General features: G+C 68.2%; 26 protein-coding genes. 10 read left to right on the forward strand and 16 right to left on the reverse strand.

The features are described from left to right. Positions 1–80: 80 nt before the first annotated feature. Entirely contained in the window at positions 81–1,322 is a 1,242-nt protein-coding gene (locus tag OG555_RS13925; RefSeq protein ID WP_329483270.1) for a hypothetical protein, read from the forward strand. On the opposite strand, the gene OG555_RS13930 is transcribed toward OG555_RS13925, so the two are convergent. Then, positions 1,319–3,382, reverse strand: coding sequence for a YhgE/Pip domain-containing protein (locus OG555_RS13930; RefSeq protein ID WP_329483271.1), 2,064 nt, complete (start codon positions 3,380–3,382; stop codon positions 1,319–1,321). The two genes, OG555_RS13925 and OG555_RS13930, sit on opposite strands and share 4 nt — an antisense overlap. Then, the gene (locus OG555_RS13935) at positions 3,379–4,095 is read right to left on the reverse strand and encodes a hypothetical protein (RefSeq protein ID WP_329483272.1); all 717 of its coding nucleotides are present in this window, start codon (positions 4,093–4,095) and stop codon (positions 3,379–3,381) included. Before OG555_RS13935 ends, OG555_RS13930 begins: the two co-directional genes overlap by 4 nt. Positions 4,096–4,151: 56 nt before the next feature. Here OG555_RS13935 and OG555_RS13940 point away from each other — a divergent pair, with 56 nt between their 5' ends. Continuing rightward, positions 4,152–4,763 (forward strand): TetR/AcrR family transcriptional regulator, encoded by a 612-nt coding sequence (locus tag OG555_RS13940; RefSeq protein ID WP_329483273.1) that lies wholly within the window; start codon positions 4,152–4,154, stop codon positions 4,761–4,763. Here OG555_RS13940 and OG555_RS13945 read toward each other — a convergent pair. From OG555_RS13945 to OG555_RS13960, 4 genes are all read right to left on the reverse strand, one after another. Then, positions 4,744–6,351: a molybdopterin-dependent oxidoreductase gene (locus tag OG555_RS13945; protein WP_329483274.1), complete on the reverse strand. Its 1,608-nt coding sequence runs from the start codon at positions 6,349–6,351 to the stop codon at positions 4,744–4,746. The genes OG555_RS13940 and OG555_RS13945 overlap by 20 nt on opposite strands. Before the next feature lie 102 nt (positions 6,352–6,453). Then, positions 6,454–6,921 carry a MarR family winged helix-turn-helix transcriptional regulator gene (locus tag OG555_RS13950; RefSeq protein ID WP_329483275.1) on the reverse strand — a complete coding sequence of 156 codons (468 nt, stop codon included), beginning with the start codon at positions 6,919–6,921 and terminating at the stop codon, positions 6,454–6,456. A gap of 264 nt (positions 6,922–7,185) precedes the next feature. Next, positions 7,186–8,502 (reverse strand): hypothetical protein, encoded by a 1,317-nt coding sequence (locus OG555_RS13955; RefSeq protein WP_329483276.1) that lies wholly within the window; start codon positions 8,500–8,502, stop codon positions 7,186–7,188. Beyond that, complete coding sequence (locus tag OG555_RS13960; protein WP_329483277.1) at positions 8,502–9,296, reverse strand: hypothetical protein; 795 nt, start codon at positions 9,294–9,296, stop codon at positions 8,502–8,504. Before OG555_RS13960 ends, OG555_RS13955 begins: the two co-directional genes overlap by 1 nt. Before the next feature lie 143 nt (positions 9,297–9,439). Here OG555_RS13960 and OG555_RS13965 point away from each other — a divergent pair, with 143 nt between their 5' ends. Then, positions 9,440–10,222 (forward strand): metallophosphoesterase family protein, encoded by a 783-nt coding sequence (locus OG555_RS13965; protein WP_329483278.1) that lies wholly within the window; start codon positions 9,440–9,442, stop codon positions 10,220–10,222. Positions 10,223–10,300: 78 nt separating this feature from the next. Here OG555_RS13965 and OG555_RS13970 read toward each other — a convergent pair whose 3' ends face one another. Beyond that, positions 10,301–10,945, reverse strand: a complete 645-nt coding sequence (locus OG555_RS13970; RefSeq protein WP_329483279.1) for a GNAT family N-acetyltransferase — start codon at positions 10,943–10,945, stop codon at positions 10,301–10,303. Between the two features lie 56 nt (positions 10,946–11,001). Here OG555_RS13970 and OG555_RS13975 point away from each other — a divergent pair, with 56 nt between their 5' ends. Together OG555_RS13975 and OG555_RS13980 are read left to right on the forward strand one after the other, a co-directional pair. Beyond that, a complete protein-coding gene (locus OG555_RS13975; protein WP_329483280.1) occupies positions 11,002–11,928 on the forward strand; it encodes a hydroxymethylglutaryl-CoA lyase in 927 nt (308 codons plus the stop codon). Positions 11,929–12,171: 243 nt separating this feature from the next. After that, a complete protein-coding gene (locus OG555_RS13980; protein WP_329483281.1) occupies positions 12,172–13,017 on the forward strand; it encodes a helix-turn-helix transcriptional regulator in 846 nt (281 codons plus the stop codon). On the opposite strand, the gene OG555_RS13985 is transcribed toward OG555_RS13980, so the two are convergent. Both OG555_RS13985 and OG555_RS13990 read right to left on the reverse strand, forming a co-directional pair. Then, positions 13,009–13,395: a VOC family protein gene (locus OG555_RS13985; protein ID WP_329483282.1), complete on the reverse strand. Its 387-nt coding sequence runs from the start codon at positions 13,393–13,395 to the stop codon at positions 13,009–13,011. The two genes, OG555_RS13980 and OG555_RS13985, sit on opposite strands and share 9 nt — an antisense overlap. A 48-nt stretch (positions 13,396–13,443) precedes the next feature. Next, positions 13,444–14,139 carry an EcsC family protein gene (locus tag OG555_RS13990; protein WP_329483283.1) on the reverse strand — a complete coding sequence of 232 codons (696 nt, stop codon included), beginning with the start codon at positions 14,137–14,139 and terminating at the stop codon, positions 13,444–13,446. Between the two features lie 218 nt (positions 14,140–14,357). Here OG555_RS13990 and aat point away from each other — a divergent pair, with 218 nt between their 5' ends. Beyond that, entirely contained in the window at positions 14,358–15,023 is a 666-nt protein-coding gene (aat, locus tag OG555_RS13995; protein WP_329483284.1) for a leucyl/phenylalanyl-tRNA--protein transferase, read from the forward strand. A 24-nt stretch (positions 15,024–15,047) separates the two neighbouring features. On the opposite strand, the gene OG555_RS14000 is transcribed toward aat, so the two are convergent. Further along, positions 15,048–15,815, reverse strand: coding sequence for a TetR/AcrR family transcriptional regulator (locus tag OG555_RS14000; protein ID WP_329483285.1), 768 nt, complete (start codon positions 15,813–15,815; stop codon positions 15,048–15,050). A 112-nt stretch (positions 15,816–15,927) separates the two neighbouring features. Here OG555_RS14000 and OG555_RS14005 point away from each other — a divergent pair, with 112 nt between their 5' ends. Next, entirely contained in the window at positions 15,928–16,401 is a 474-nt protein-coding gene (locus OG555_RS14005) for a nitroreductase family deazaflavin-dependent oxidoreductase (protein ID WP_329483286.1), read from the forward strand. Positions 16,402–16,455: 54 nt separating this feature from the next. Here OG555_RS14005 and OG555_RS14010 read toward each other — a convergent pair whose 3' ends face one another. Beyond that, positions 16,456–18,348, reverse strand: coding sequence for a PDDEXK nuclease domain-containing protein (locus OG555_RS14010; protein ID WP_329483287.1), 1,893 nt, complete (start codon positions 18,346–18,348; stop codon positions 16,456–16,458). On the opposite strand from OG555_RS14010, the gene OG555_RS14015 reads away from it, so the two are divergent. After that, complete coding sequence (locus tag OG555_RS14015) at positions 18,238–19,308, forward strand: adenosine deaminase (protein ID WP_329483288.1); 1,071 nt, start codon at positions 18,238–18,240, stop codon at positions 19,306–19,308. The genes OG555_RS14010 and OG555_RS14015 overlap by 111 nt on opposite strands. 111 nt (positions 19,309–19,419) lie before the next feature. Here OG555_RS14015 and OG555_RS14020 read toward each other — a convergent pair whose 3' ends face one another. The 5 genes from OG555_RS14020 to OG555_RS14040 form a co-directional block, all read right to left on the reverse strand. Beyond that, positions 19,420–20,238, reverse strand: a complete 819-nt coding sequence (locus OG555_RS14020; protein WP_329483289.1) for an ABC transporter permease — start codon at positions 20,236–20,238, stop codon at positions 19,420–19,422. Further along, positions 20,238–21,227, reverse strand: a complete 990-nt coding sequence (locus tag OG555_RS14025) for an ATP-binding cassette domain-containing protein (protein WP_329483290.1) — start codon at positions 21,225–21,227, stop codon at positions 20,238–20,240. The genes OG555_RS14020 and OG555_RS14025 overlap by 1 nt, the downstream gene beginning before the upstream one ends. Positions 21,228–21,372: 145 nt before the next feature. Then, positions 21,373–22,068, reverse strand: coding sequence for a PadR family transcriptional regulator (locus tag OG555_RS14030; protein ID WP_329483291.1), 696 nt, complete (start codon positions 22,066–22,068; stop codon positions 21,373–21,375). Between the two features lie 249 nt (positions 22,069–22,317). Continuing rightward, the gene (locus OG555_RS14035; protein WP_329484819.1) at positions 22,318–22,800 is read right to left on the reverse strand and encodes a GNAT family N-acetyltransferase; all 483 of its coding nucleotides are present in this window, start codon (positions 22,798–22,800) and stop codon (positions 22,318–22,320) included. Beyond that, positions 22,733–23,686 carry a GlxA family transcriptional regulator gene (locus tag OG555_RS14040; RefSeq protein WP_329483293.1) on the reverse strand — a complete coding sequence of 318 codons (954 nt, stop codon included), beginning with the start codon at positions 23,684–23,686 and terminating at the stop codon, positions 22,733–22,735. Before OG555_RS14040 ends, OG555_RS14035 begins: the two co-directional genes overlap by 68 nt. Before the next feature lie 82 nt (positions 23,687–23,768). Between OG555_RS14040 and OG555_RS14045 the strand changes: the two genes are divergently transcribed. Both OG555_RS14045 and OG555_RS14050 read left to right on the forward strand, forming a co-directional pair. After that, entirely contained in the window at positions 23,769–24,038 is a 270-nt protein-coding gene (locus OG555_RS14045) for a hypothetical protein (RefSeq protein ID WP_329483294.1), read from the forward strand. A 119-nt stretch (positions 24,039–24,157) separates the two neighbouring features. Further along, positions 24,158–25,111 (forward strand): DUF6528 family protein, encoded by a 954-nt coding sequence (locus tag OG555_RS14050; RefSeq protein WP_329483295.1) that lies wholly within the window; start codon positions 24,158–24,160, stop codon positions 25,109–25,111. Positions 25,112–25,150: the final 39 nt, after the last annotated feature.

Consider the following 25,150-nt stretch of genomic DNA (forward strand, 5'->3'; position numbering starts at 1 on the left):
ATACCTGGTTGTCTTGGTACACAACACCGACTCGCCTGCCCCTGCCAGATCAAAGCCGGTATGAACGCTGGAGCCCCGACGTGACCGAACTCCTCTTGGCCGCGACATCCCTGGACGTCACCCCGCCACCGGGTCACCGGCTGGACGGCTATGCCGCCCGTACCGACCTCGCGACCGGGGCCGCGGACCCACTCCGGGCCACCATCATCTGGCTGAGTACGGCGGACGAGCCCGGTGTGCTGTGGCTGACGCTGGACGCGATTGCCGTCGGCAAGAACCTGACTACAGAGCTGGCTGTTGCGGCCGGCGCAGCGGCGGGCATCCCGGCGTCGCACGTGGTGGTGTCCGCCTCGCATACGCATTCCGGTCCGTCCGGTTGGACCGGTGAGATCCATCCGGTCATCCCGGCCGAGCGGGAGCGGGACCTGGTCGACGCGCTGACGACCGAGGTCCGGGCGACGTGTCTCGCGCGCCGGTCGGTGACGGCGTCGTGGCGGTCGGTCGAGGTGATCGGTGTCGGGACCAATCGGCACCGTCGCAGCGGTCCGCACGACAACACCGCCGGCATCCTCGCGCTGCACTCGCCGGAGGGCTCACTCGAGGCGGTTCTGCTGGACTTCGCCTGCCATCCGACCACCTATGGTCCGGAAAACCTGCGGTATTCCGCCGACTGGCCGGGCGCTGCCCGCGCCGCGCTCGCTCCCGCTGTGGTCGGGTTCCTGCAGGGTGCCGCCGGTGATGTGAGTCCCCGCTTCACTCGGCAGGGTCGCGGAGCCGCCGAGGTCGCCCGGCTCGGCGGTCTGCTCGCCTCACGGGTCCGCGAAGCGCTGGCCGGGCCTGGCCTGGCGCTCCCACAGTCGGCACCGGCAATTCGCCGTACGACGCTGGACCTCAAGGTGCGCGAGATCCCGTCGGCCGCCGAGGCCGCCCGACTCGTCGTCGCGGCCGAGAGCCGGGCCAATGGCCAGGACGACCCCTCCGGCCGGATCGCCCAGACCCGCCTCGACGGCGCCCGCGGCCAAGCGCTGATGGCAGCCGTGCCGTTACCGGACTCCCTCGAGCTGCCCATCAGCGTCGTGACGATGGGCGACGTCTGCTGGGTCAACCTCCCCGTCGAACTCTTCGCCGTCCACGGCGCCTGCCTGCAAGCCGACAGCACCCACCCCGTCACCCGCGTCGTCGGCTACACCGACGGCTACTACGGCTACGTCGTAGACCACTCCGCCGCCGAATCCGGCGCCTACGAAGCCCTCATCACCTACTTCGACCAACCCACCACCACCCAACTGCTCTCCCGCACCACCGCCTTCATGAACACCTAAAGCGCAAGTTCCGGCTGGAGGCTCTTGGCTGGCCAGACGCGTTGTTTGCGGGCCGCCAGGGTCGACGCGGCGAGGGCTACTGCGAACCAAGCCAGCAGGGCCAGGAGGTCGCGGCCGAGGGAGGTGCCGGGGCCGCCGTACATGAGGTGGCGGACGCCGTCGATGGCGTAGCTCATGGGGAGGGCGTGGTGGAAGAAGTAGAGCGGCGCGGGGATGGTCTGCCACGGGAACGTGCCGCCGGCGCTGACCAGCTGGACCACCATCAGGACCAAACCGAGGAACTTGCCGACCGCGCCGAACCACGCGGACAGCGCATGCAGGATCGCCACGAACGTGAACGACGTGAGGATCAGGAACCCGACGGTCAGCCACGGATGCGCCGCGTGGATGCCGAGGCCGAGGGTGACCGCGGTGAAGACGAGCGTCGCCTGGATCGCGCCGAAGAGGGCCGGGGGCAACCAGCCGCCCAGCGCGACCCGGAACGGCGACTGCAGCGCCGCCAGCGCCCGCGGTGACAGCGGCCGGACCAGCAGGAAGAGCACGTACGCCCCGATCCAGCAGGCCAGGCTCAGGAAGAACGGAGCCAGACCGGCGCCATAGCTGTCGGCCGTCGCCTGTGAGACGTTCTGCAGGGTCACGGGCGCGCCGAGCGTCTCGGCTGCCGCCTTGCGCTGGTCAGCGGACGGGTTGGGGATCTGCTTGAGGCCGCTGGCCAGTCCGGTGTTCAGCTGAGTCGCACCGGTCTTCAGCTTGGTGACTCCGGTGGCAAGGCTGTTCACGCCGGTCAGCAGCTGCCCTTGTCCGACCACCGCCTGCTTCTCACCGGTCGCGAGTTGCTGTGCGCCGGTCTGCAGGCTGTTGAGGCCGGTCTTGAGTTGCCCCGCGCCGGAGTCCAGTTGCTGTGCGCCGTTGGCCGCCGTACTGATGCCACTCGTCAGCGCCGGCGTCGCCTTGGCCAGCGCGGCCGCGCCGTTCGAGACCTTGCGGGCTCCGGTGGCCAACTGGTTGAGCTGCTTGGACGTCGACTGGACTTTGGTGTTCGCGCGTACGACGGGCCCACGCAGCTTGGCGGTCTCGGTCAGGACCTCGTTGATCTGGTGCTGGCTGAAGCCGCGGGCCCTGAGCCGGGCAGCCAATCCGGAATCGAGCGTGCTGAGGTCCTTCACCAGCGTGCTCGACGCGGTCGCGGCCTGGCGTCCGGCGGTTGCGATCTTCTCGTTGCCGTCAGCCACTTGATCGGCACCGGCGGCGAGGGTCTTGGTCTGCTTCGGCAGCGTCGCCGTCTTCCGCTTGAGTGTGTCCAGACCGCTGTCCAGCTTGCTCGCACCGGCCGCAAGCGACGTCGCGCCCTGCGATGCCTGAGTGGTGCCGGCCGCCAGCTTGGTCGCGCCGGCCGACAGCTGCTTCTGTGCCGTATTGAGCTGGGTCGCGCCGGTCTGGAGCTTGGTCACGCCCGTCGCCGCCGACGTCAGTCCGGTCTGGAGCTGAGCAGCACCGGCAGCCGCCTGCCCGATCTGCGTGTGGATCGTGTTGTACCCGGCCAGCAACTGGCTCGCCGCCGTCTCGCTCACCTGCGACGCGACGGTCTTGGTCACCTGCGCGACCACCTGGTTCGCGATGGTGTGGGCGATGTAGTTGTTGGCGTCGTTGGTCAGCAGCTCGAGCTGCGCCTGCCGCGGCGTGAACTCGGCGCTGGACGCGAGGTCAGCGGAGAACGACTTCGGCAGCACGAGCGCGAACTCGTATTTCCCGTCCGACACTCCCGCTGTCGCGTCCGCCCGGTCGACGCTATGCCAGTCGAAGCTCCGCGACTTCACGAGTTCGTCCGCGACCTGCGGTCCGACGTTCAGCTTCTCCCCGGTGGCGAGCGTCGTCCCCGCGTCCTCCACCACGACCGCGGTGGGGATCTTGTCGAGGCGCCCGTACGGGTCATGGTTGGCGTAGAGGTACAGACCGCCGTACAGCACTGGCACGAGCAGCAGGGCGACCACGGCCAGCTTGGGCAACCGCCCCGCGGTCAGCCTGCGCAACTCGCTCAAGGCCATCCTGATCGCGGTCACGCGTTCGTCTCCTCTTCCAGCGGTACGACGTCTTCCGGCGTCGGGTCCTCGATCGGTGCGATGGGTGCGATGGGTGTGACCTGCACCGGGTCCGGCTGGTCGGTCGAGCCGAGCCGGGCGGCCTCCACGTCCAGCAGCCGTGCCGACGCATCGGCGCACGTGATGATCACGCCGTACCCGCGGGACGCCAGGTCGCGACCGAGCGCGTACCACTCGTGCGGATCTCCACCGTGCCGATCCGGCATCGTCAGAATGACCAGCTTCACGTCCGGCCGCGCGACGGTCAGTTCCGCGAGCAGGCTGGTCCGTACGCCGACCGGCAGGTGCTCGAACCGCTTGTCCGCATGCTCCGCCGCGTCATGCTCGTTCAGCCACTCCAGGACAGCCTTCCGGCCGGCCTTGCGACCCGCGATCGCCAGCTCCTCGCCCACGACGGTCTGAACGGGCAGGGCGTCGTCCGGCTCGGTAATACCGGGTGCATCGATCACAGCGACCCGCCGACGCAGGAGCGCCGCGTCCGCCTTCCCGTCGAGCCGGACCGAGCCGGTGTCGGGCTTGAGACGACCTGACAGCCCTAGGCCGGCCGCGACATGGCCCGGACCGGGGTAGCCCGCCAGCACCACCAGCTGATGATCGGCGACGCGCACCGACGTCGCGGCCAGCATTGGCGCGTGTGGACCGCGCACGCTGATCCCGGTGGCCTCGAGCTGCATCCCAGTTCCCCGTTCAATACGGTTGTGTATTCAATACAGAACTGTATCCTACTCGTATGGAACCGCCCAAACGCCGTCGCTCCGCCACCCGGGCCCGTCTGCTCGACGGCGCCCTCGAAGTCTTCGCCGAGCGCGGATTCCACGGAGCCTCGGTGGAGGACATCTGCGACCGGGCCGGGTTCACCCGCGGCGCCTTCTACTCGAACTTCGCGTCCAAGGACGAGTTGGTCCTCGCGTTGTTCCAGGCCACCACCGACCGCCTGCTCGAGCAGATCGCCGCGCTGTTGCCCGACCTCGCGAATCAGCCGGGCACGTTGCTGGACGCCGTCCTCGGTCTGCTCGACGAGGCGTCGCCGGACCAGCGGCAGTGGCATCTGATCTCGACCGAGTTCACTCTGCACGCGCTGCGGCATCCAGAGGCGGCGCGGGCGTTGAACCGCCAGCGGGCGATGTTCCGGGACAGCCTGACGAAACTGGTCGAGGAGATTTCCGCGGCCAGTGGGCTGACGTTCAGCGTGCCGCCGGAGCAGTTCGTCCGGATGGTCATCGCGTTGCATGAGGGCGCACGCTCACAGAGCCTGCTGGAGCCTCGGAAGGTGCCGGCGGGTTCGCTCGAGCACACGTTCCTGCCCATGGTGCTGGCTGCGGTCAGTCGACCTTCACGCTGACGGTGTGCAGGCCGGTCGAGCCGTTCGGAGCGGGCGGAGCCGACGCCTCGACCTGAGGGTTGCCCTTGTCGTCGAACGCCCGTACCTGCAGCAGATGCGTGCCATGCGGCGCGTTCCAGGTCCAGTGCCACTGCCGCCAGGTGTCGATCGACGCGTCCGTCGCCAGCGTCGCTTGTTGCCAAGGGCCCCCATCAACGCGCACCTCGACCTTGGACACCCCGACGTGCTGGTCCCACGCGACCCCGGCCACGGTCACCGGACCTGCGGTCACCTTCTTGCCGAACGGAACGTCGATCCGCGACGACAGCTTGATCGGGCCGAGCTCCGACCACCCACGCGGCGTCCAGTACGCCTCGAACTGGTCGAACCGGGTCACCTCGATGTCCACCAGCCACTTCGTCGCCGACACATAGCCGTACAGCCCGGGTACGACGATCCGCACCGGGAAACCGTGCTCGACCGGCAGCGGCTGACCGTTCATCGCGAACGCGAGCATCGCCTGCCGATCGTCGAGCAGCGTGCTGAGCGGCGTACCGGCGGTGAATCCGTCCTTCGACGTCGACTTGATCGCATCGGCGTCCTTGGACGGTCCGGCTTCCTGCAGAAGGTCCTTGAGGAGTACGCCGGACCAGAGCGCGTTGCCGATGAGGTCGCCGCCGACCTCGTTGCTCACACAGGTCAGCGTCACCCACTTGTGCAGCACCTGGCGCTTCAGCAGGTCGTCGAAGGTCAGCTGGATCTCGTTGTCGACCATGCCGTGGATGCGCAGCTTCCAGTCCGTCGGCAGGATCTGCGGCACCGAGAGTGCGGTGTCGATGCGATAGAAGTCGGCGTTCGACGTGGCCCACGGGGTGGCGCCGTCGGCTTGCACACCGGCCGGCGGAGCGAGGGTCGGCGGCTGGGGCAGCTTCAGGCTCTTCCGCGCGTCCGCGACGGCCGCACGATTTCCACTGACCACTCGGCCCAGCAGACCGACTGCCGCCGACCCGAGTGCGACCCCGGCCGACAACTGCAGGAACCCCCGGCGGGTGACGCCGTCATCGGGGAAGTCGATCAGTGGCTCGAGCCGCTTGCTGAACAGCCGCAGGATGAGCAACGCCGTGATCCCGGCGACCGCCGACGGCAGGAACCCGGTCTGCCCGGAGTCCGCCCGAGTCATCGCCGCGATCACGGCCACGCCGGTCAGTACGACGATGATGAGTGCGCCGGCCCAATAGCGCCGTACGGCGAGAACGCCGCCGATCGCGGCCAGTGCCAGGACGACGATCAGGATGCCGACCCGCAGTGCGTTCTTGTCGTTGGTGCCGAACCACGAAATGGCGAGATCCTTCAGCCACGGCGGTGTCCGGTCGATGAACGCCGACCCGATCGCGACCACCGGTGTCTGCGAGGTGCCGAGCAGACCCGCCGCCACACTCCCCGCCGCCAGTCCGGCCAACGCCGAAAGCACGCCGGCGACAGCGCCCCGCCACCGCGTCGCATGCCGCCACCGGCTCAGCTCCTGCCCGGTCGGCGGGCCACCGTCTCCGGGTCCGCCGGTACGTCGGCTGGGGGTGTCCGTGCGCACCTGACCGGTTGGTTGCTTCACCTCTCAACCATTACGCGCCGGGGCGCTCGACACCAGCCGAGCGCCCCAACCGTTAGTAGCGGGTAATGCTTCGTATCCGATTTTCAGGTTTGTCGCTGTGGTTCAGATCCGGTCGGGTGAGATCGGCCCCAGGCCCGGGCGGCCGTTCGGCCAGCGGCGGGCGTTGTCCCGGACCCGGCGGAGCTTGCCGAGGACGAGGTCCCGCTCGTCGGCCAGCTGGGACATCCAGAGGCTGTCGATCTCGAGGAGGTGGTCCGGCAGTGCTTCGCGCAGCCGCCGCTTCCCCTCCTCGGTCAGCACCGCGAACGAGCCGCGGGCGTCGTCGGGACACGGCTCCCGGCGCACCAGGCCGAGATTCTCGGCGCGGTCCACCAGCCGGGTGATGCCGCCGGTGGTGACGGTCAACTCCCGGGCGAGGGACGTGAGACGCTGCTTCTCCCCGTGGCTGCGGGCCAGCCGCAGCAACAGTTCGAACATTGCCATTTGCAGTCCACTGCGCTTCAGGGAGTGGCGCATCAGATGATCCAGCTCGGCCGCTGCTTCACGCAGCAGGCCATAGGCCGAGATCACATCGCTTTCCCAAGGTTCCGAGGCGCGAGTGGGTTCTGCATCGGCTAGCGCTAGGGGCGAGCAAAGCGAAGGCGCGATGGTCATGCGCGGACTCTATTAGCTGACTAGGTCACTTCGCTACGCGGGGTGACCTTTCGGCTACAGACCGACCCTCAACCGCAAACCACCTGAGCGTAACTCGGCGCCACCGGGGTGTGCGGAAAGGCTTGCGGGCTGCTCGGTCAACAGCGGCAAAATCCGGTCTAGTGCGGTGCGGTTCGGCACCTACCAAGCCCCGTTCGGACCCGCGGGTTCGGGGATCCGTCCCGGTGTGGCGGACGCGGAAGTCCCGGAGCTCGCCGTACTCGAACCGGACGAACCCGATGACCGCGCGCCGGACGACCGTGCGCCGGACCCGCTGCGGGACATCGGACCGACCGACGAGGTCGGCGTGACCGACCCACCTCCTGTTTCACCAGCCGAGTGCGCGGCCGCACCCGCCACCCCACCGGCCAACTTCTTGCCCCCGTTGACAGCCGCACCGGCGACGGCCAGACCCGCACCTGCTGGGCCGGCCGCGATTGCCCCGGACGCACCTCCACCACCCGATGAGCCGCCCGATCCACCGAGCCGTCCCATGGCCGACCGACCGATGTTGATGGCACCGGTGGCCATGCCACCGGGGTCGGCGGCCGCCGTGCCCATACCTGCGCTACCGCCGGCCACCGCCGCCGTCACGGGGACCATGAAGCGCAGCAGGGCCGGTAAGGCGAAGATCGCGAGGAACAGCATCATCAGACCGGTGGCGGTCCGCACGAAGGTGTTGCCGGAGCCCCCGACACCGATCTGGTTCATCTTCATCGCGGCGGCGTAGATGAGTGCCGCGGCCGGCTTGTATGCGACGAAGGCCAGCGCCCAGCCGCAGTACTTCTTGAACCACGCCTTGCCGATCTCGGTGTTGGTCGCGGCGGCCGCGAGCGGAAAAGTGCCCGCGAGCAGGATCAACAGCGCCGACCGGATCACCATCAGAACGACCTGGACCAGGCCGCCGATGATGACGAACATCCCGATCAGCATCGTCATCAGGCTAGCGGTCTGGTCGCCGGTGATCGGACCCAGACTGCCTCGCAGCACGAGTCCGCCCAGCGCGGGGCCGAGAGCCGAATCCTCGGGGAGCACCGACTTGATGATCATCTGCGCGAACCAGTCCGAGTACTCGGAGAGCAGTTGCAGGGTCGCCGCGCCGGCCGCGCTGACGGCCACGAACACAAGCGTTGCCTTTAGCAACTGTTGGAGTGGTTGCGCGCGCTGCTCCCAGGCGGTCCGGATGCCGGCGACCAGCACCGCCAGGATGAAGATGATCGCCGCGATCTCGAGGACGTTGCCCTGCAGGAAGGCCACCATTTCGCTGTTCCGGGGAGACTTGCCGTCGGCGCCGACGACCAGCGTCGGGGTCGGCTGCTCGATCCAGAAAGTCGCCACGCCGTTCATGGCCTCCATCGCAGCCTCGCCGATGGCCTTCGTCAGCGCCTTGAGACCGTTCTCGGCGACCGCCTGGAATCCCTCGCCGATGTGACAGGCGACATTCGTCGGGCCACACATCAGACACCACTCCAAGCCACGAAGTCGTCGAGATCACGGTGTTGGGAGAACGGCGCGCCGACGGGGTTACCGGGCGATGGCGATCGGACCCGCCAGTCGCCGGCGTACCAGATCAGCGTGAGGGTGAGGCTCATGTACTCCGATTCGACCGGGACCGCGAGCATGATGGTGACCCGATCGCGATCGGCGTCCAGGACCCGGAAGCCGGCCAGCTGGGTGGCAGCCTCGTCGGTCGGCGTCTCTTTCCGTAGCTCTTGAAGCAGTGCGTCGGTGTTGGAGCCGGGGACCATGAGCTTCTGAACGGTCGGGATCGCTTGCCGTTGGTCCGCGAGTGCGGCGACGACGTTGTAGGCGGCGTAGACCGCACCGGTCGGCGAATGGGCGAAGCACCGCCGGAAGCCGTCGGCGTCGGTCCTGGCCGGCCCGTGGGCGGTCGATCGTGGGACGACGACCCGATGGCTGACCTCCCAGCTGTCGGCAACCGGCGGCTTGGTGGGGACCGCTTGATCCCCAGCCGCTGGGCCACAGCCGTTCCGACCGTCGGCAGCGGCCTGATCTGAACCATTGCCCGAAGGGGTCGCAGGCCGAGCACCGGCGGTCTGACCATCGGTCCGTGAGCTCACGGGTGCCCCCGGATCGCCGGCGGCCGAGGAGTGCGTCGTACCCGTTGATGCGTCGGAGTGGTTCGGCCCGCTGACGAGGAGGAGGATGCCGCAGACCAGCACGGCTCCGACGACGATGCATGCGGCGGCAAACCCTGCCCCGAAGGGTGACTTCTGTTCGTTCTCACTCATCCCGCTCCCCGATCTGTCGGCTGGAAACCTCACGAACACAAGGCTGGCAAAAATCGGCCGATCGCCGCGGAAGTTATCCACAGGCCCTCCGACGGTAGGAATTCGTTGTCCGAGAGGCCCGGCGGGATGGAAGGATGCGGCTCATGGGTCTCGAGCGGATTGCGCTGATTTCGGATGTGCACGGCAATCTGACCGCGCTGGAGGCGGTGCTCGCGGATATCGAGGGGCGGGGGATCGAGCGGATCTTCAATCTCGGCGACTATGTCGGGAAGGGGCCGCGCGGGCAGGCGGTGGTGGATCGGTGCCGCGAGCTCTGCGAGGTGAACATCCTCGGCAACTGGGACGACTTCCTGCCTGATCCCGAGCGCGAGCACGACAGCGAAGGCCTGCGGTGGTGGAAGAAGGAGTTGCGCGAGGACCAGTGGGCCTGGCTGCGCGGGCTCCCGTTCTGCCATGACTTCCTGCTGAGCGGCCGCCAGCTCCGGCTCTTCCACGCGTCGTCGACGAGTGTTCACCGGCGGGTCCGGTTCGATCACGACGAGGCGGAGTACGTCGGGATGTTCGAGAACACGCCGGCCACCGGAGACGGCCCGATCCCGACCGTGGTCGGGTATGCCGACACCCACGATCCGTTCTACGAGGTCGACCTCGGCCGGACCTTGTTCAACATCGGCTCGGTCGGCAACAGCCTGGAGGATCCGACCCCGGTCTACGCGATCCTCGAGGGCGTCCCGGACTCACCCGATCCGGCGCCGTTCTCGATCCAGTTCGTCCGCATCCCGTACGACGCCCACGCCGAGCTCGAGATCGCCCGCGACCTCGGCATGCCCGAACTCGACGGCTACGAAGCCGAGATCATCCGCGGCCTCTACCGCGGCAACCTCTACGCCGACGAGCCGCACACCTACCATCGCCGGACGGCGTGACGCCCGGTTTCCCCAGGTTTGTCCACAGGTGTGGACTAGTGGCCGTCAGCAACAATCCGCCCGGTGTTCACGGAGCGGTCACTTGACCAGCAGCGCTTCGGAGCCTACGGGTTTGTAGCCCGCGGCCAGGAACGTCCGGAACGAGGCCGCGTTACCTGGCGTGACCTGCGCCCAGATGTGTGCGTCCGGCGGGACGAGCGCACGAGCGGCTGAGGCGAGCCGGCGTCCGTGGCCTTTGCCGCGGGATTCCTCGGGTACTTCGATCGCACACTCGAGGCGGCCGGCCAGACCTCGCCCGGTGAGCACGAGTCCGCCGTACTCGTCGCCGTACACCCGGACGTCGTCGCGGTAGCGCCACGCGCGCTCGACGCGAGGGTGGTCGTGATTGGTGAGTTCGGTCACACCTGTGGTCGCCGCGACGCGATCGGCCGGATCGTTGAGCGCGGGCGCGAGCAGCATCGCGTCGATCGCGTTCACCCGGCGGCCGGTGAACTCCTCGAGAGCCGAGAGGAACGGCGGATTGGTCGGCGCGGAGAGGTCACCGGCCGGGACGCGTTCGGCGACCCACGCGGGGTCGACGTCCGCGGCGATCACGATGTGCCCGGTCAGCGCGACCACGCAGGTCTCGCGCGGCGACGGCGCCGGTACGAGCGTGACGCCGAGATCCGGGGCGGGGAAGACGCCACGTTCGATGCCGCGCAGAATGTCAGCCAGAGTTGTCATCACGAGCCATTGTCGCGGAGATCCCGTGTCAGGCTCAGACGCACGGAGGCGGCACGATGCGGAAACCGCAACTGGTGAAGGCCGACGGCCTGCCCGACCGGGTGACGATCTACGAGGTCGGTCCACGGGACGGGCTGCAGAACGAGTCGGCCATCGTCGACGTCGCGGTGAAGGCCGAGTTCATCCGGCGGCTGATCGACGCCGGCCTGACGACGATCGAGACGACGAGCTTCGTGCACCCGAAGTGGGTCCCGCAGCTCGCGGACGCCGCCGAACTGCTCGACCAGCTCGACCTCCCGGGCGGTGTGCGGGCCCCGGTCCTGGTGCCGAACGAACGCGGCCTGGACCGAGCGCTCGCCGCCGGTGTCCGCGAGATCGCGATCTTCGCCAGCGCGACCGAGACCTTCGCGGCGAAGAACCTGAACTCCACACTCGACGACCAGTTCGCGATGTTCACCCCGACGATCCAGCGCGCGCTGGCCGAAGGGCTGACGGTCCGGGGCTACGTGTCGATGTGTTACGGCGACCCGTGGGAGGGCGACGTACCGATCGATCAGGTGGTGAAGGTCGGCGCGCGACTGGTCGACCTCGGCTGCCAGGAGCTTTCCCTCGGCGACACGATCGGCGTCGCGACGCCCGGCCAGGTGACCGCACTGATCACGGCCTTCGGCTCCGCCGGGGTCGGGGTCGACAAGCTGGCTGTGCACTTCCACGACACCTACGGCCAGGCTCTCGCCAACACACTCACCGCATTCCGCGCAGGGGTCACCACGGTCGACAGCTCCGCCGGCGGCCTCGGCGGCTGTCCGTACGCCGAGAGCGCAACCGGCAACCTCGCCACCGAAGACCTCCTCTGGCAGCTCGACGGCCTCGGCATCGACACCGGCGTCGACCTGCAGAAGCTCGTCACCACCAGCGTCTGGATGGCCGAGCAGCTAGGCAAGCCGTCCCCGAGCCGAGTGGTGCAAGCTCTCGCCGGCTGAATCGCAGCGCCTCCGTCCGCCGGCGAACGGGATCACATCCGGGGACCTGGGACAGGTTGTCGGGGGCTGGGACAAGGTATTGCCTGTCCCAGCCCCCCAGTTCCTGGTCCACCTAACGACTTTCGGCCCGCGGCTGGAGTGGGTGGTGCCCCGGCTCGGGCGACCCCGGCCGCCGAGTCATGGCTTCCGCTCGCACTTGCTCGCCGACCGGAAACTGTCGGTGCGGGGCGTCACGATGGTGGCGTGAGTACTCACCGGGCTGAGCTCGGGGAATTCCTGAAGGCGCGGCGTGCGCGGGTGTCCCCCGAGGATGTCGGCCTGCCCGCCGGCGGGAGGCGTCGTACGCCGGGGCTGCGGCGGGAGGAGTTGGCTCAGCTCGCCGGGGTCGGCGTGACCTGGTACACGTGGCTCGAGCAGGGGCGACCGATCAACGCGAGCGGTCAGGTGCTGGATGCGGTCGCCGCGACGCTGCGGCTCAACTCGATCGAGCGCGAGCATCTCTACCGGCTGGCCGAGGCGACGCCGGTGCGACCACCTCGGGCGACGGTGTGTGCGAACGAGAACGTCTTCGCCGAGATCCTCGACACACTCGATCCGTTGCCCGCGGTGATCACCAACACCCGGTTCGACATCGTCCGTACGAACGCGGCGTTCAGCGACCTCTTCCACGACTGGCACCGACTGCCCTGCATCCACAAGAACCTGCTGTGGTGCATCGTCACCGAGCCGACCGCCCGGCAGCAGTTGCTGAACTACGACACCGAGCTCCCGTACCTCGTCGGCCGGCTGCGATCGGCGTACGGCGAACACCTCGGCGACCCGGATTGGGAGACGGACCTGGAGCGGCTGCAGGCGCTCAGTCCTGAGTTCGCCCAGCTGTGGTCACGGCACGAGGTCGCTGCCTGCACGCCGCGGCCGCGGCACGTGATCCACCCGGCCGCGGGCGAGCTCCACTTCACGGTGACCGAGTTCGCGTTGCCCGCGCATCCGGATCTGATTCTGTTTGTCGAGACGCCCGCGGACGAGGAGACCCGCACTCGCCTTCCGTTGACGCGGCGCAGCCTGGAGCCGGCCGAAGCGTCAGCGTGATTCGGGTGGACCACTCGGCGTACGCCACGTAGTCAGGCAGAACGGGTGACCGGCCGGGTCGAGGAAGACGCGGAAGACGGACGGCTGCGGTTGGAAGGCAGCCGGCGTCCCACCGGCCGCGATCACTCGAGCCTGCTCCGCGTCCAGATCCTCGGCCATGAAATCCAGGTGGGTCTGCTGCGGTACGCGCGGGTTCGGCCACGTCGGCGCCCGGTAGTTGAGGTCACGCTGGAAGCCGAGGCTGAACGTGTCGAACCTCAGCTCCACGAACGCCTCGTGGACGACCGCCAGCTCACCGCCGGCCACCCGCTGGTAGAACTCAGCCAGCGGCAACGGGTCCGGGCAGTCCAGCATCGGCCCCCAGAACGGCGCTACCACGCGGCGATCACCCTTCCACAGCCCTCAGCGCGCTGCGGCGTACGGCGATCACGGCTCGATCGGGCGCCGGATCCGGCGGACCAGGCTCTTGTCGGCGTACTGACCGACGCGGTACGTCGACCAGCCGTCGACGCAGCCGCCGACCGCGCCGCCGAGCAGCGGAACCCGGCGGGTGACGGTGAGGGCCATCTTCTTGCCGCTGATCCGGGCGATCAGTTCGCCGACCACCTCGCCGGAGACCTGGCGATCCAGCTCCGGGTCGAACACCGGCGCGGTCGCGATCGCCATCGGCGACGACACCAGACTGGACTTCTTCAGCCGGTCGGCGATGCCCTCCTCGCCGAGCAGGCAGGTGATCACCGCAGTGCGGACGCGCGGGTCGTCCAGGTCGTAGCCGCGCAGGTGCGCGATCGCGGCGACCATCCGCGCCTGGACGATCGCGATGCCGGTCAGGTTCGCGGGCAGCAAGACCGGGAGGATGATGAGGCCGCCGAGGCCGGTGGCGAAGCCCTGGACGCCGGCCAGCCGGATGTGCTGGTCGATCACCGCGTCGATGGCGAGCTGTGGGTCGCCGCCGCACCGGGCCAGCTTGCTCTCCGCGATCCGCTCGGCGCCGGGGAACCGCTGGTACCCGTCGATCGCGACTTCGAGAATCTGGCGCAGTACTCCCGCCGCGGCCTGCGGAGCGAGCCGCTGCGCGGCGGGCGCAAGACTGCTGGCGACGAACCTGGCTACTCCGGCCACGGTGCTCCTTCCCGCCCTCCCCCGCGTCCGGAAGCCTGGGCGTGCTTCAACTCTACGTGGCTTCCGGTACCCCGCCACTCGGGAGAAACCCCGGGTGTCCCCTAGCTCTTCGGGTGTCCCCTCGACCGCGGAGTGTTGCTTCGGCCCCGGGGGTGGTCTCTCCAGCTCGGGGTGTCCCCTCGGCGGTGGAGTGGTGGGGTGTGGTCCAGGATGGGGGTGTGCCTGTCGAGCCTGCTGCTTCTGTGTGGGAGTTTCCGCCGGTCGGGGTTGCCGGGGCGAGCGACGTGGTCGCGGGTGGTGCCGACCTGGCGCCGGGGACCGTGCTGGCGGCGTACCGGCGGGGTCTGTTCCCGATGCCGGACCGCCGAGCCTCGGTGCTGTGGTGGTCGCCGGTCGATCGCGGGGTGATCGAGGTGGCCGGGTACCGGCCGTCGCGGTCGGTGCGGCGGGCCCGCAGCAAGTTCGAGATCCGGGTGAACACGGCGTTCGATCAGGTCATCCGCGCGTGTGCCGATCCGCGCCGGCCCGGGTCCTGGGTCGACCGGGACATCATCGCGTCGTACACCGAACTCCACCGGCTCGGCTGGGTGCATTCGGTCGAGGCCTGGGACGGCGACGAGCTCGCGGGCGGTCTGTACGGCGTGTCGATCGGCGGGCTGTTCGCCGGAGAGTCGATGTTCCATCACAAGACCGATGGTTCGAAGGCTGCCGTCGCCGGTCTGATCGAACTGCTGGACGACGAGTACGCCGCCGAGCGCGTGTTCGACATCCAATGGGTCACCGACCACCTGGCCACCCTCGGCGCGGTCTCGATCCCGCGCGAGGACTACGTCCGCCGGGTCGCGCGCGCCATCGACCTCCCGCTTCCGAAGGCGTTCAGCTGACACCCGCGGCGGGCAGTAATGTCGTCAACTGACACCGACGAAGGCGGCCATCTGCCGGGTCGCCGAGGCGAAGAACTCGTCCGCCGGGTCCATCGACCCGACCAGCTGACCGAACAACTCGAAGTTGATCATCCCGAACAACTGCGTCCACACGATCACCATGCGGAGCAGCACGCTGGGTGGCACACCAGGCGCCAACCCGACCAGCACCGCCACCTGGCCGGCGAGTACGCCGTCCGGCTCAGGCGCATCGTCGAGCGGCGCCAGTCGCCCCTCCGCATGCGCTTGCTGCAGAATCCCGAGCATCAGGATGGGCACCCGGATGGCGGGCTGAACCGTCGTCTGCGGTGCCTGATAACCCAGCACCGGCGACCCGTAGATCAGTGCGTACTGCTGTGGATTCGAGCGAGCCCAGTCCCGAATGGCGCTGAACACGGCCACCCAGGTCTGCAACGGATCCCACGACCCCGGGACCGGCGCCAGCCCTCCGTCCGGCGGTTCCGCGTCCGGGGTCGCTCCGCCGACTGCGAACGACGCTCCCGATTTGATCGCCGCTGCTTCGGCCGCTTCGCCGAGAGCGTCGTACGCCTCGATGATCAGCACTGTCAGCAAGTCGTCGCGGCTCGGGAAGTACCGGTAGAGCGCCGACGACACCATCCCGAGCTCCCGGGAGACCGCCCGCAGCGACAGCCCTTCCGCCCCGACCGTTGCCAGCTGGCGCCGGGCGACCGCCTTGATCTCGTCGGTCAGCTCGGCCCTGGCTCTCTCGCGTGCGGTGCGTCCAGCGTTCATGAACCCAGTCTGCCACAGATTCGAGAGCAGTGCTCTTGACAAGGAGCACTGCTTCCGTGTTCACTGATCTCAACAGAGAGCACCGCTCTCGAAACGATGAAAGGGCAGGACGATGCCGGAGTACAAGCAGACCTACGACAGCAAGCGCGTGATCACCGCGGCCGAGGGCAGCATGCGGGTCTTCAACCGGATCGTCGCCCGCATGACCAAGCTCGGCCTGAGCCTGATGGGCAGCCGGGTCCTCTCGGTCCGCGGCCGCAAGTCCGGCGAGTGGCGCAGCACTCCGGTCAACCTCCTGATCCTCGACGGCGAGCGCTACCTGGTCGCCCCCCGCGGCCACACCCAGTGGGTGAAGAACCTCCGCGCCACCAAGGAGGGCCGCCTCCAACTCGGCCGCAAGGTCGAAACCTTCCGCGCCGAGGAGATCGCCGACGCCGACAAGACCCCGATGCTCCGGCTCTACCTCAAGAAGTGGGCCTGGGAGGTCGGCACCTTCTTCGGCGGCGACGTCGACAAGAACTCCCCCGACGAGGTCCTCCACCACATCGCCCCCGGCGTCCCCGTCTTCCGAATCCACACCATCTGACCACCCGCTGGTGCGGGCGGGCTGGAGTAGACGCGGGGCCGCAGTGGGTAAGGGTCAGGCGGTGTGGGAGATGACGATTTTGCCGAAGCCGCCGCCGTTGGCGTAGTAGGCGAAGGCGGCAGGGGTTTGATCGAAGGGGAAGACCCTGTCGATGACTGGGTGCAGGTCGGCTGCGGCGATGGCCTGGTTCAATGCCTGGAAGTGGGCGCGGTGGCCCAGGGCGATCGGGCGCACGGTGACCGAGGACGTGAAGAGGAGGCGGGCGTCGATGGGGTCGGCGCCGCCCAGTGAGCCGACGAAGGCGATCTCGCCGCCGGTGGCGGCGGCTCGGAGCGACTCGTTCAGAGTGCCGGCCACATCGACCACATGGTCGACGCCGCGGTCGTCGGTCAGTTCACGGACCTGCTTCGCCCAGTCAGCCGTGGTGGTGTGGTTGATGACGGCGTCGGCACCGAGTTCGGTCAGGCGCGCGGCCTTCTCGTCAGTGCCGGCGGTCGCGATCACGCGAGCACCGAGCAGTTTGGCGAACTGCAAAGCGAACAGAGACACACCACCCGAACCCAGCGTCAGGACTTGCTCGCCAGGCGCGAGACCCTGCCCGCCGACCAGGGCGTTCCACGCGGTGACTGCCACACACGGCAGCGTCGCCGCCTCTTCGTACGTGAGGTGATCGGGGATCGGTACGACGCCTTCCTGGTCGAGTACGGCGTACTCCGTCAGCAGACCGTTGAGCGATCCGCCCAGCTGGTCGGCGCGAGCGAGATCGAAGCGCCCGTCGAACCATCGCTGGAACACGACGCCCATCACCCGATCCCCAACCTGGAAGCGGTCGACCTCGCCACCCACCGCGACCACCTCACCGGCGCCGTCCGACGCGGCGATGATGTCGTCGGAGACCGGAAGCGGATAGCGGCCGCGCAGGATGTTCAGCTCGCGTGAGCTGAGCGAGTTCGCCCGGATCCGCACCAGCACCTCGGTCGGCCCGGGCTCCGGCACGGGGTGTTCGCGCAACCGCAAACTCTCGAGCCCGCCGCCGTACTGGATGTGATAGCTCTTCATCGTTTCCACCCCCCAACGGTGCGTCCACCCCGCACCCACCCTCAATTCCCACCCGGGAATCGCCTCGCGGAGCGCGGGCGCGCGCCGGTCAGTCCTCCTCCGCCACTCGAGCCGGACCTGCTGCCCGATGAACGCGAACCCCTGTCCGAGCTCGAGGAGGAACTTGCCGACGTGCTCGACCAGCTTCTTCTCCACCTCCACCTCCCGCTCCCGCCAGCCGTCGGTCGCGCCGAGGAAGTCGAACAGGTAGGGATCGCGGGTTGCCTGCTGAGCCAGGTCGGACTCTTCCGACGGCAGCGCCGTGGCGAAGTTCGTCACCGCCTTGCCGGCGCGCTCGTGGAATCGGCCGTCGATGTGGAGCGCGGCAGCGGCGTACCAGGAGCGCAACTCAGGGTGGTCGATCTTGGTCAGCAAGGCGAGATGGTGGTACCACGGCAGTTGTGCAAGTGGCGCTTGCACAATTGCCTCTCCTGCCCAAGCAGCCGCGAACGCTCGCATGTACTTGAGGTTGCGCGGTGAGTATCCGGTCACTCCGGGACAACGATTCTTGAGGTCGGTCGAGAGCCTGTCGATGACCTTGCTGCCCCAGTCCTGCTCGTGTTGCCGGTCAAGGATCTCCTGCCCGATGGAACCAGTAACTCTTGAGAATCTCCCGCTTCGCGGCGGTGACCGGTGGCGAGCCAAGGAATCGTGCAACGCCGCGTTGCACGAATTCGAACGGCGGTGGGAAGGCTCGGATGTGCTTGAGGTTGGTGGGGGGACTGCGAAGATGGCGGGATGATCACCCCGGAGCAGTTGAAGGCAGCGCCCAAGGCTTTGTTGCATGACCATTTGGATGGTGGGGTGCGGGCGGGGACGGTTGTGGAGTTGGCGCGGGAGATCGGGCATCGGTTGCCGCGGGGGGATGCGGGGGAACTGGCCGAATGGTTCGTCGAGTCGGCGGATTCGGGGTCGTTGGAGCGCTATCTGGAGACGTTCGATCACACGGTGGCGGTGATGCAGAACGCCGAGGCGATCAAGCGGGTCGCCAGTGAGTGTGTGCAGGATCTGGCCGCGGATGGAGTGGTGTACGCCGAGGTGCGGTACGCGCCGGAGCAGCATCTGACTGCCGGGTTGACGCTCGAGCAGGTGGTGGACGCGGTCCGGGAAGGGTTCGAGCACGGGATGGCGACCGCGGAGCGGCCGATCGTGGCTCGGCAGTTGCTGACCGCGATGCGGCACAAGGCCCGGTCGATGGAGATCGCGGAGCTGGCGGTCGCGTACCGCGACGCGGGCGTGGTCGGGTTCGACATCGCCGGTGCGGAGGCCGGGTACCCGCCCACCCGGCACCTGGACGCGTTCGAATACCTCCAGCGCGAGAACGCGCACTTCACCATCCACGCCGGCGAGGCGTTCGGTCTGCCGTCGATCTGGCAGGCGATCCAATGGTGTGGCGCCGACCGGCTGGGTCACGGCGTGCGGATCATCGACGACATCACCTACGACGAGGCCGGCGAGAAGGCCGAGCTCGGGCTGCTGGCGGCGTACGTCCGGGACCGGCGGATCCCGCTGGAGATGTGCCCGAGTTCCAACCTGCAGACCGGCGCCGCGGAGTCGATCGCCGACCACCCGATCGGCGTGCTCGCCAAGCTGCGCTTCCGGGTCACGGTGAACACGGACAACCGGTTGATGAGTGGTACGTCGATGAGCCGGGAGCTGGCGTTGCTCGCGGAAGCCTTCGATTACAGCCTCCACGACTTCCGCTGGTTCGCCATCAACGCGATGAAGTCCGCCTTCATCCCCTTCGACCAACGCCTCGCCCTGATCGACAACGTCATCAAGCCCTGGTACGCCGAAGCGCTCGGGTAGCGGACCTGCGCCACTCATCAATTGCGCGCAACCTCGGCGGCTTACGCTCAGCCGGCAGCTCGGATCGGCCGAGACGACGATTGTTGAGTAGTGCAGGTCCGGGGGCCAACCTCAGACCGAGCGCTGATAGGTGCGGAAGGCGCGGGTCGACGCCCAGCCGACGACCAACGTGAACGCGAGCAGGTAGGCGCTGTGCCGGACTACCGACGACCAGTCCGGGTCGGCGGCCAGGGCTTGGCGGGCGGCGATGGCGGCCCAGTCGACCGGGTTGAAGCGAGCCGCCACGTTGACCCAGTGCGGCGCCACCGCAGGGTCGATCATGATCGACGACATGAAGGTGAGCGGCAGCGAGACGAACTGGAAGATGCCGATCAGCGCCTCCTGCTGCCGGGTCAGCAGCGCGACCGCGTTGGACAGCGAGCCGAACGCGATCCCGACCAGCATCGACACCCCGATCGTCACCAGGTAGCCGGCCGCACCGCCGTGGTACCGCGCGCCGGCGGCGATGCCGATCGCGAACACCAGGATGGTCTGGATCAGCGTCGTGGTCGCGTTGCTGATCAACTGCCCGGCCATCAGGGCACCCCGGCTGACCGGCGACGCGAGCAACCGGTCCATCACCCCGCGCTCCATGTCGGCGATGAACGTCGTACCGTTCCAGCCGCTCGTCATCAGCGCGGTCATCATCACGATGCCGGGCGTGAGGAAGGCGATGTACGACGAGTCGCTGAAGCCCGGGATGTTCACCACGCCCTTGAAGAGCTGGCCGAACAGCAGCAGCCAGATCGCCGGCTGGATCAGCGTGAACGCGATCAGAGCCGGCTGCCGGTACGACGCCCGCAGCCACCGGCCCGTGATGAAGCGAGTGTGCGCAAGAAATCCGGTACGGCGCTGGGCCACAACCGGAGGCGTTGCCGTCAAAGTGGCCATCACGCGGCCTCCCTTTCCAGCGAGGCTTCCCGGAACGAGCGGCCGGTGTAGCGCAGGTACACATCATCCAGCGACGGCCGTGACACGGTCACCGCGGTGACCGGAACCGCCTTGTCTTCAAGGGCTCCCAGTACGGCGGGAACCGCGGTCGCACCGTGGTCGACCCGAAGCCGCAGCACGTTGCCCTCGACAACGATCGTGCCGATGCCGGACAGCTGTCCGAGCAGCGTGCGGACACTGCCGTCGAGGTCCGGATCGACCAGTTCGACGTGCACCGAGTCACCGCGGAGCTCGGCCTTCAAGGCCTCCGGGGTGCCCTCGGCAACGATCTTGCCGTGGTCGACGATGGCGAGTTGGCCGGCCAGCCGGTCCGCCTCCTCCAGGTAGTGCGTGGTGAGCAGCACGGTCAGGCCTTCGTCGCCGGACAGTCGGCCGACCTCGTTCCACAGGTCGGCGCGCGCCTCCGGGTCGAGGCCGGTGGTCGGCTCGTCGAGGAACAGCACCCGCGGCCGGTGGACGAGGCCGAGCGCCACGTCGAGCTTGCGCTGCATGCCACCGGAGTAGGTCTTGACCTGGCGATCGCCGGCCTCGGTCAGGTCGAACCGCTCCAGCAACTCGGTCGCCCGCCGCACCGCGGCCGGCCGCGACAGGCCGTAGATCCGGCCGCTGAGGACGAGGTTCTCGACGCCCGTCGCCATCGGGTCGGAGCTGGACTTCTGCGATACATAGCCGATCGAGCGTCGTACCTGGTCCGGCCGGCCGGCCACGTCGTACCCCGCGACATGCGCCCGGCCGGAGTCGGCCCGGGAGAGGGTGGTGAGGATCTTGACGGTGGTGGACTTGCCGGCGCCGTTCGGGCCGAGCAGGCCGAGGACGACGCCGTCGGGGACGCTGAACGAGAGACCGTCGAGCGCGCGGAGCGGTGGGTTCTTCCGGCCGGCCGGGTACGTCTTGACCAGGTCGACCGCTTCGAGGGCATGCGTAGCCATCAGGTGACTCCCTTTGTGGGTGCTGGGAGCCGGTCCGGCCTGGCCTATCCTGTGATTGCGCCTTGGGTGCCAGGTCTTCGGACCGACTCGAGGAACCGCGGCCCTTGACCCTGGTGTTGCCGCACCGTGGTCGAGGGCCGTTTATTTACTGAGCTTCCGGCGGGACCGCCTTCATCCAGGCGAAGTCCGTGCCGAAATACTTGACCGGATCCTTGAGTTGCTCGGTCGGGGTGATGCCGTCCTCCTCGTAGTGTTTCCAGGCCAAACGCCAGAACGCGGAGCCGCTGAGTGCGTCCGAGCGGATCTCCGCGGCCAGCTGGTGGACGTACGCCGACTCGGCCTCGAGCAGCTTCAGCCGGAACTCGGACTCGATCCAGAAGATGCGCGGGAACTCCATCGAGTCCATCTGATCGTGCAGCTCGGTCAGCTCCTGGATCTCGCCGTCGATCGTCGTCAGGCGTTGGTCGAGGAGTTCGAGCACGCGGTCGGGCGGCAGGCCTGGCAGGTAGGCCAGGCCGGCCTCGAGTGGGTGGAACTCGCGGGTCGGCGTCCCGATCAGCTCGGCCAGCCAGTCGGAGAACTCGGCCTGGCCGGCGGTGGTGATCTGGTACACCGTGCGCTCCGGGCGGTTGCCCTCCCGGACCGTCTCCAGCGCCTCGATGAAGCCGTGCTTCTCCAGGGCCCCGACGACGGAGTAGAGCGAGCCGTAGTTCACCTTGATGCTCTGGTCCTTGCCGCGGGCCCGGAGCATCGTGGAGATCTCGTACGGGTGCATCGGCCGCTCGCCCAGACTCCCGAGCACGGCGAACGCCAGGGGATTCCCCACCTTCCGCTTCGCCACGACACCCTCCTCGATCTCAAGTACTCGAAATCGAGTATTAGACCGCGGGTATCCGATGTCAAGTAGTTGGAGTCGGTCGTCGGGATCGGACATCATCCGGCGAGCGCGGAGCAGGGTTTGGTCAGCGCCGGCCAGTCCCGACAGGACGTATACGCCTACTGTCCGGCGAGCGCGCCAGCTGCCGAGCGTGTGCAGACGTCCGGTCGCTTGGCAGTGGACGTATACGTCCTGTCGAGCTGCACCAGTGGATCAGGGGAGCGGCTTGACCCAGCGGGACCATTCGGGCTGGGGTGCGTACCCGGCGGTTGACCAGACGCGGTGGGCCTGGCTGTTGTCGTCGAGGACCATCGCGTCGGCGCGGGTCCCGCCGTACGCCGTGAACCGGGCCTCGGCCCGCGCGACCAGTTCGCGGCCGATGCCCTGGCGGCGATGGGTCGAAGCGACGGCGAGTCGGTAGAGATGACAGCGCCAGCCATCCCAGCCGACGATGATCGAGCCGACGACCATATCGTTGTCGACGGCAAGGATCAGCGCCTCCGGATCACGCGAGATCAGCCGCAGTACGGCGTCGGCCGAGTCCGGTGGGCGGTGTGAGTCCTCAGCGGCGGTGGCCCATTCATCACGTCGTCGGCATCGGCCGCGACGGCGTTGCGGTAGGCGACCATCAGCTGGCGGTCTGGAACGTACGGCGATAGTCCTGTGGTGGCACGCCCACCACCCTACGGAAGTGATGCCGCAGCAGAGCCGCCGTCCCGAATCCCGACTCGGTCGCGATCTGCTCGACACCCATCCGAGTCTGCTCGAGGAGCGTCCGGGCCCGCAGGACGCGCTGCGTGGTGACCCACTTCACTGGGGTCGTCCCGGTCTCGGCGACGAACCGCCGGGCGAAGGTCCGCTCCGACATCTGCGCCCGCCGGGCCAGTGCGGGCACGGTGTGCTCGACGGTCAGGTTGTCGACCATCCAGTCGAGTACCGGCTGCAGGCTCTCCCCGGACGACTCCGGCACCGGGACCTCGACGTACTGCCGCTGGCCGCCGTCGCGCTGCGGCGGGACCACCATCCGGCGGGCGATCCGGGTCGCGACCGCGCTGCCGAGCTCGCGGCGGACCAGGTGCAGGCAGGCGTCGATGCCGGCCGCGGTGCCGGCGCTCGTGATGATGTTGCCGTCGTCGACGAACAGCACGTCCGCGTCCAGCCTGGCGAGCGGGAACTGCTCCTGGAACAGCTTCTCGTAGCGCCAGTGCGTCGTACACGGCCGACCGTCCAGCAGACCCGCCTTGCCGAGCACGAACGCGCCCGAGCAGACCGTCAGCAGGATCGCCCCGCGGGCCTCGGCCTGGCGGAGTGCGTCGAGGATGCGTTCGTCGTACTCCTCCCGCCAGGTCGTCGCCGGCAGCGCCACCAGGTCGGCGTCCTCGAGCTCCTCCAGCCCGTACGGCGCGATCACCGAGGAGTGACTGCTGCTCCGCAGTGGCTCACCGGGCTTGGTCGAACACACTTTGAAGTCGAACTCGGGCACACCGTCGTCGGTGCGGTCGATCCCGAACACCTCTGACACCACGCCGAACTCGAACATGGCGACGTCCTCCATCAGGACGACCGCGATCTTTCGGAGCATGCAGCCAGTATGGCAGTAATTTGTGGAAGTACGTCAATAGTGCCAATGGTGGCTGGATCTAGTTGGTAGCATGATTACTGCCATGACCGGATACATCGTTCTCGCAGTACTCGTGCTGGCCGTGATCGCGGCTCTGGAGATCAGCAACAAGCGCCACTCCACCGGTCTGACCGCCGGTCCGGAGGGCACCTGGATCGCTGACGACCGCGACAAGGCCCGGACCAAGCTCGACCTGCTCGCCCTCGGTGGCGCGGCCGAGCCCTTCAACCACAAGCCCGCCTCGACCGCGGGGACCGTGCACGCGATCCGTCGCGCTCGCCTCACCACCCACCACGGCCGCCACGCGGCCTGAGTCATACCAAGACCGCCCGGGGTTCCTGCCCCGGGCGGTCTCCTTGTGGGAGGGAACCCCGGGACCGTCGGCGGCGTCAGTACCGACTGAAAGGGCTTACCAACCTGAGGAGGATCTGAATGCACCGGAGGACGTTCCTGCAGGGGCTGGCCGCGGCGGCCGTAGGCGCGCCGGCGATCACGCTACTGGGGCAGCAGGACGCACAGGCGGCGGTGGCAGCGAACTATTACGTCGCGACCACCGAGCAGACCAAGAACAAGGTCCTCGTCTTCCCCAAGAACAAGGCGTTCTCGGACGCCAATGTGCACTGGAGCTTCAGCCCTGGCGGCGGAGCCTGGTCGAATCTGTCCGACGTGAAGATCCGCGAGACCGCGGCGCAGGGATGGATCGCGCTGGTGGCGGCGTCCGGCGGCAAGGCCGGGATCGTGGACATCGACAGCGAGAAGAACACCGAGCTGAACGACGTGGCCTGGAGTGCGACGCCGGGCGGCAATCCGCATGCGATCGAGCGGGTGCCTGGGAACGGCTCGGTGATCGTCGCAAGCTCCGACGGCAAGCTGACGCTGTACGCGCCGAGCAGTGTCGGCAGCCTCGGCAGTCTGGCCAAGGTACAGACCGTGGATTACCCAGGTGCGCACGGCGTGCTGTGGGACCCGACGTACGAACTGCTCTGGGTGGTGGGGAAGAACCGGTTCAGCCACTACGCCGTGATGGGCAGCAAGCGGAACACCCGGCTCAAGTACGCCGCCCACTTCAGCCTGGGTAGTGGAAACCTGGGCCACGACCTGCAGCCGGACTACACCAACCACCAGAAGATGCTGATCACGTCGACCAAGGGTGTGTACGAGCTGCTGACCGACGGCGGGTCGTTCCGGACCCGGAAGATCTCGTCGGAGTCGCGGGTGAAGTCGTACGTGAAGCATTCCTCTGGCGAGGTCGTGTCGATCCGTGGTGATGGCACGCAGCCGAGGGACTGGGCGAACAAGACGGTCCGCTTGTCCGCCTCGCCGGACCGGACCCGGTCGGGGGCACAGTTCTACAAGGCGCGGATCTGGACCACGGCGTTCCAGTAAATCTGTTCTGAGCCGCGGTCGCGGTGTGCGACAGTTCGA

The organism is Kribbella sp. NBC_01484 (assembly GCF_036227145.1).
Taxonomy (GTDB): Bacteria; Actinomycetota; Actinomycetes; order Propionibacteriales; family Kribbellaceae; genus Kribbella.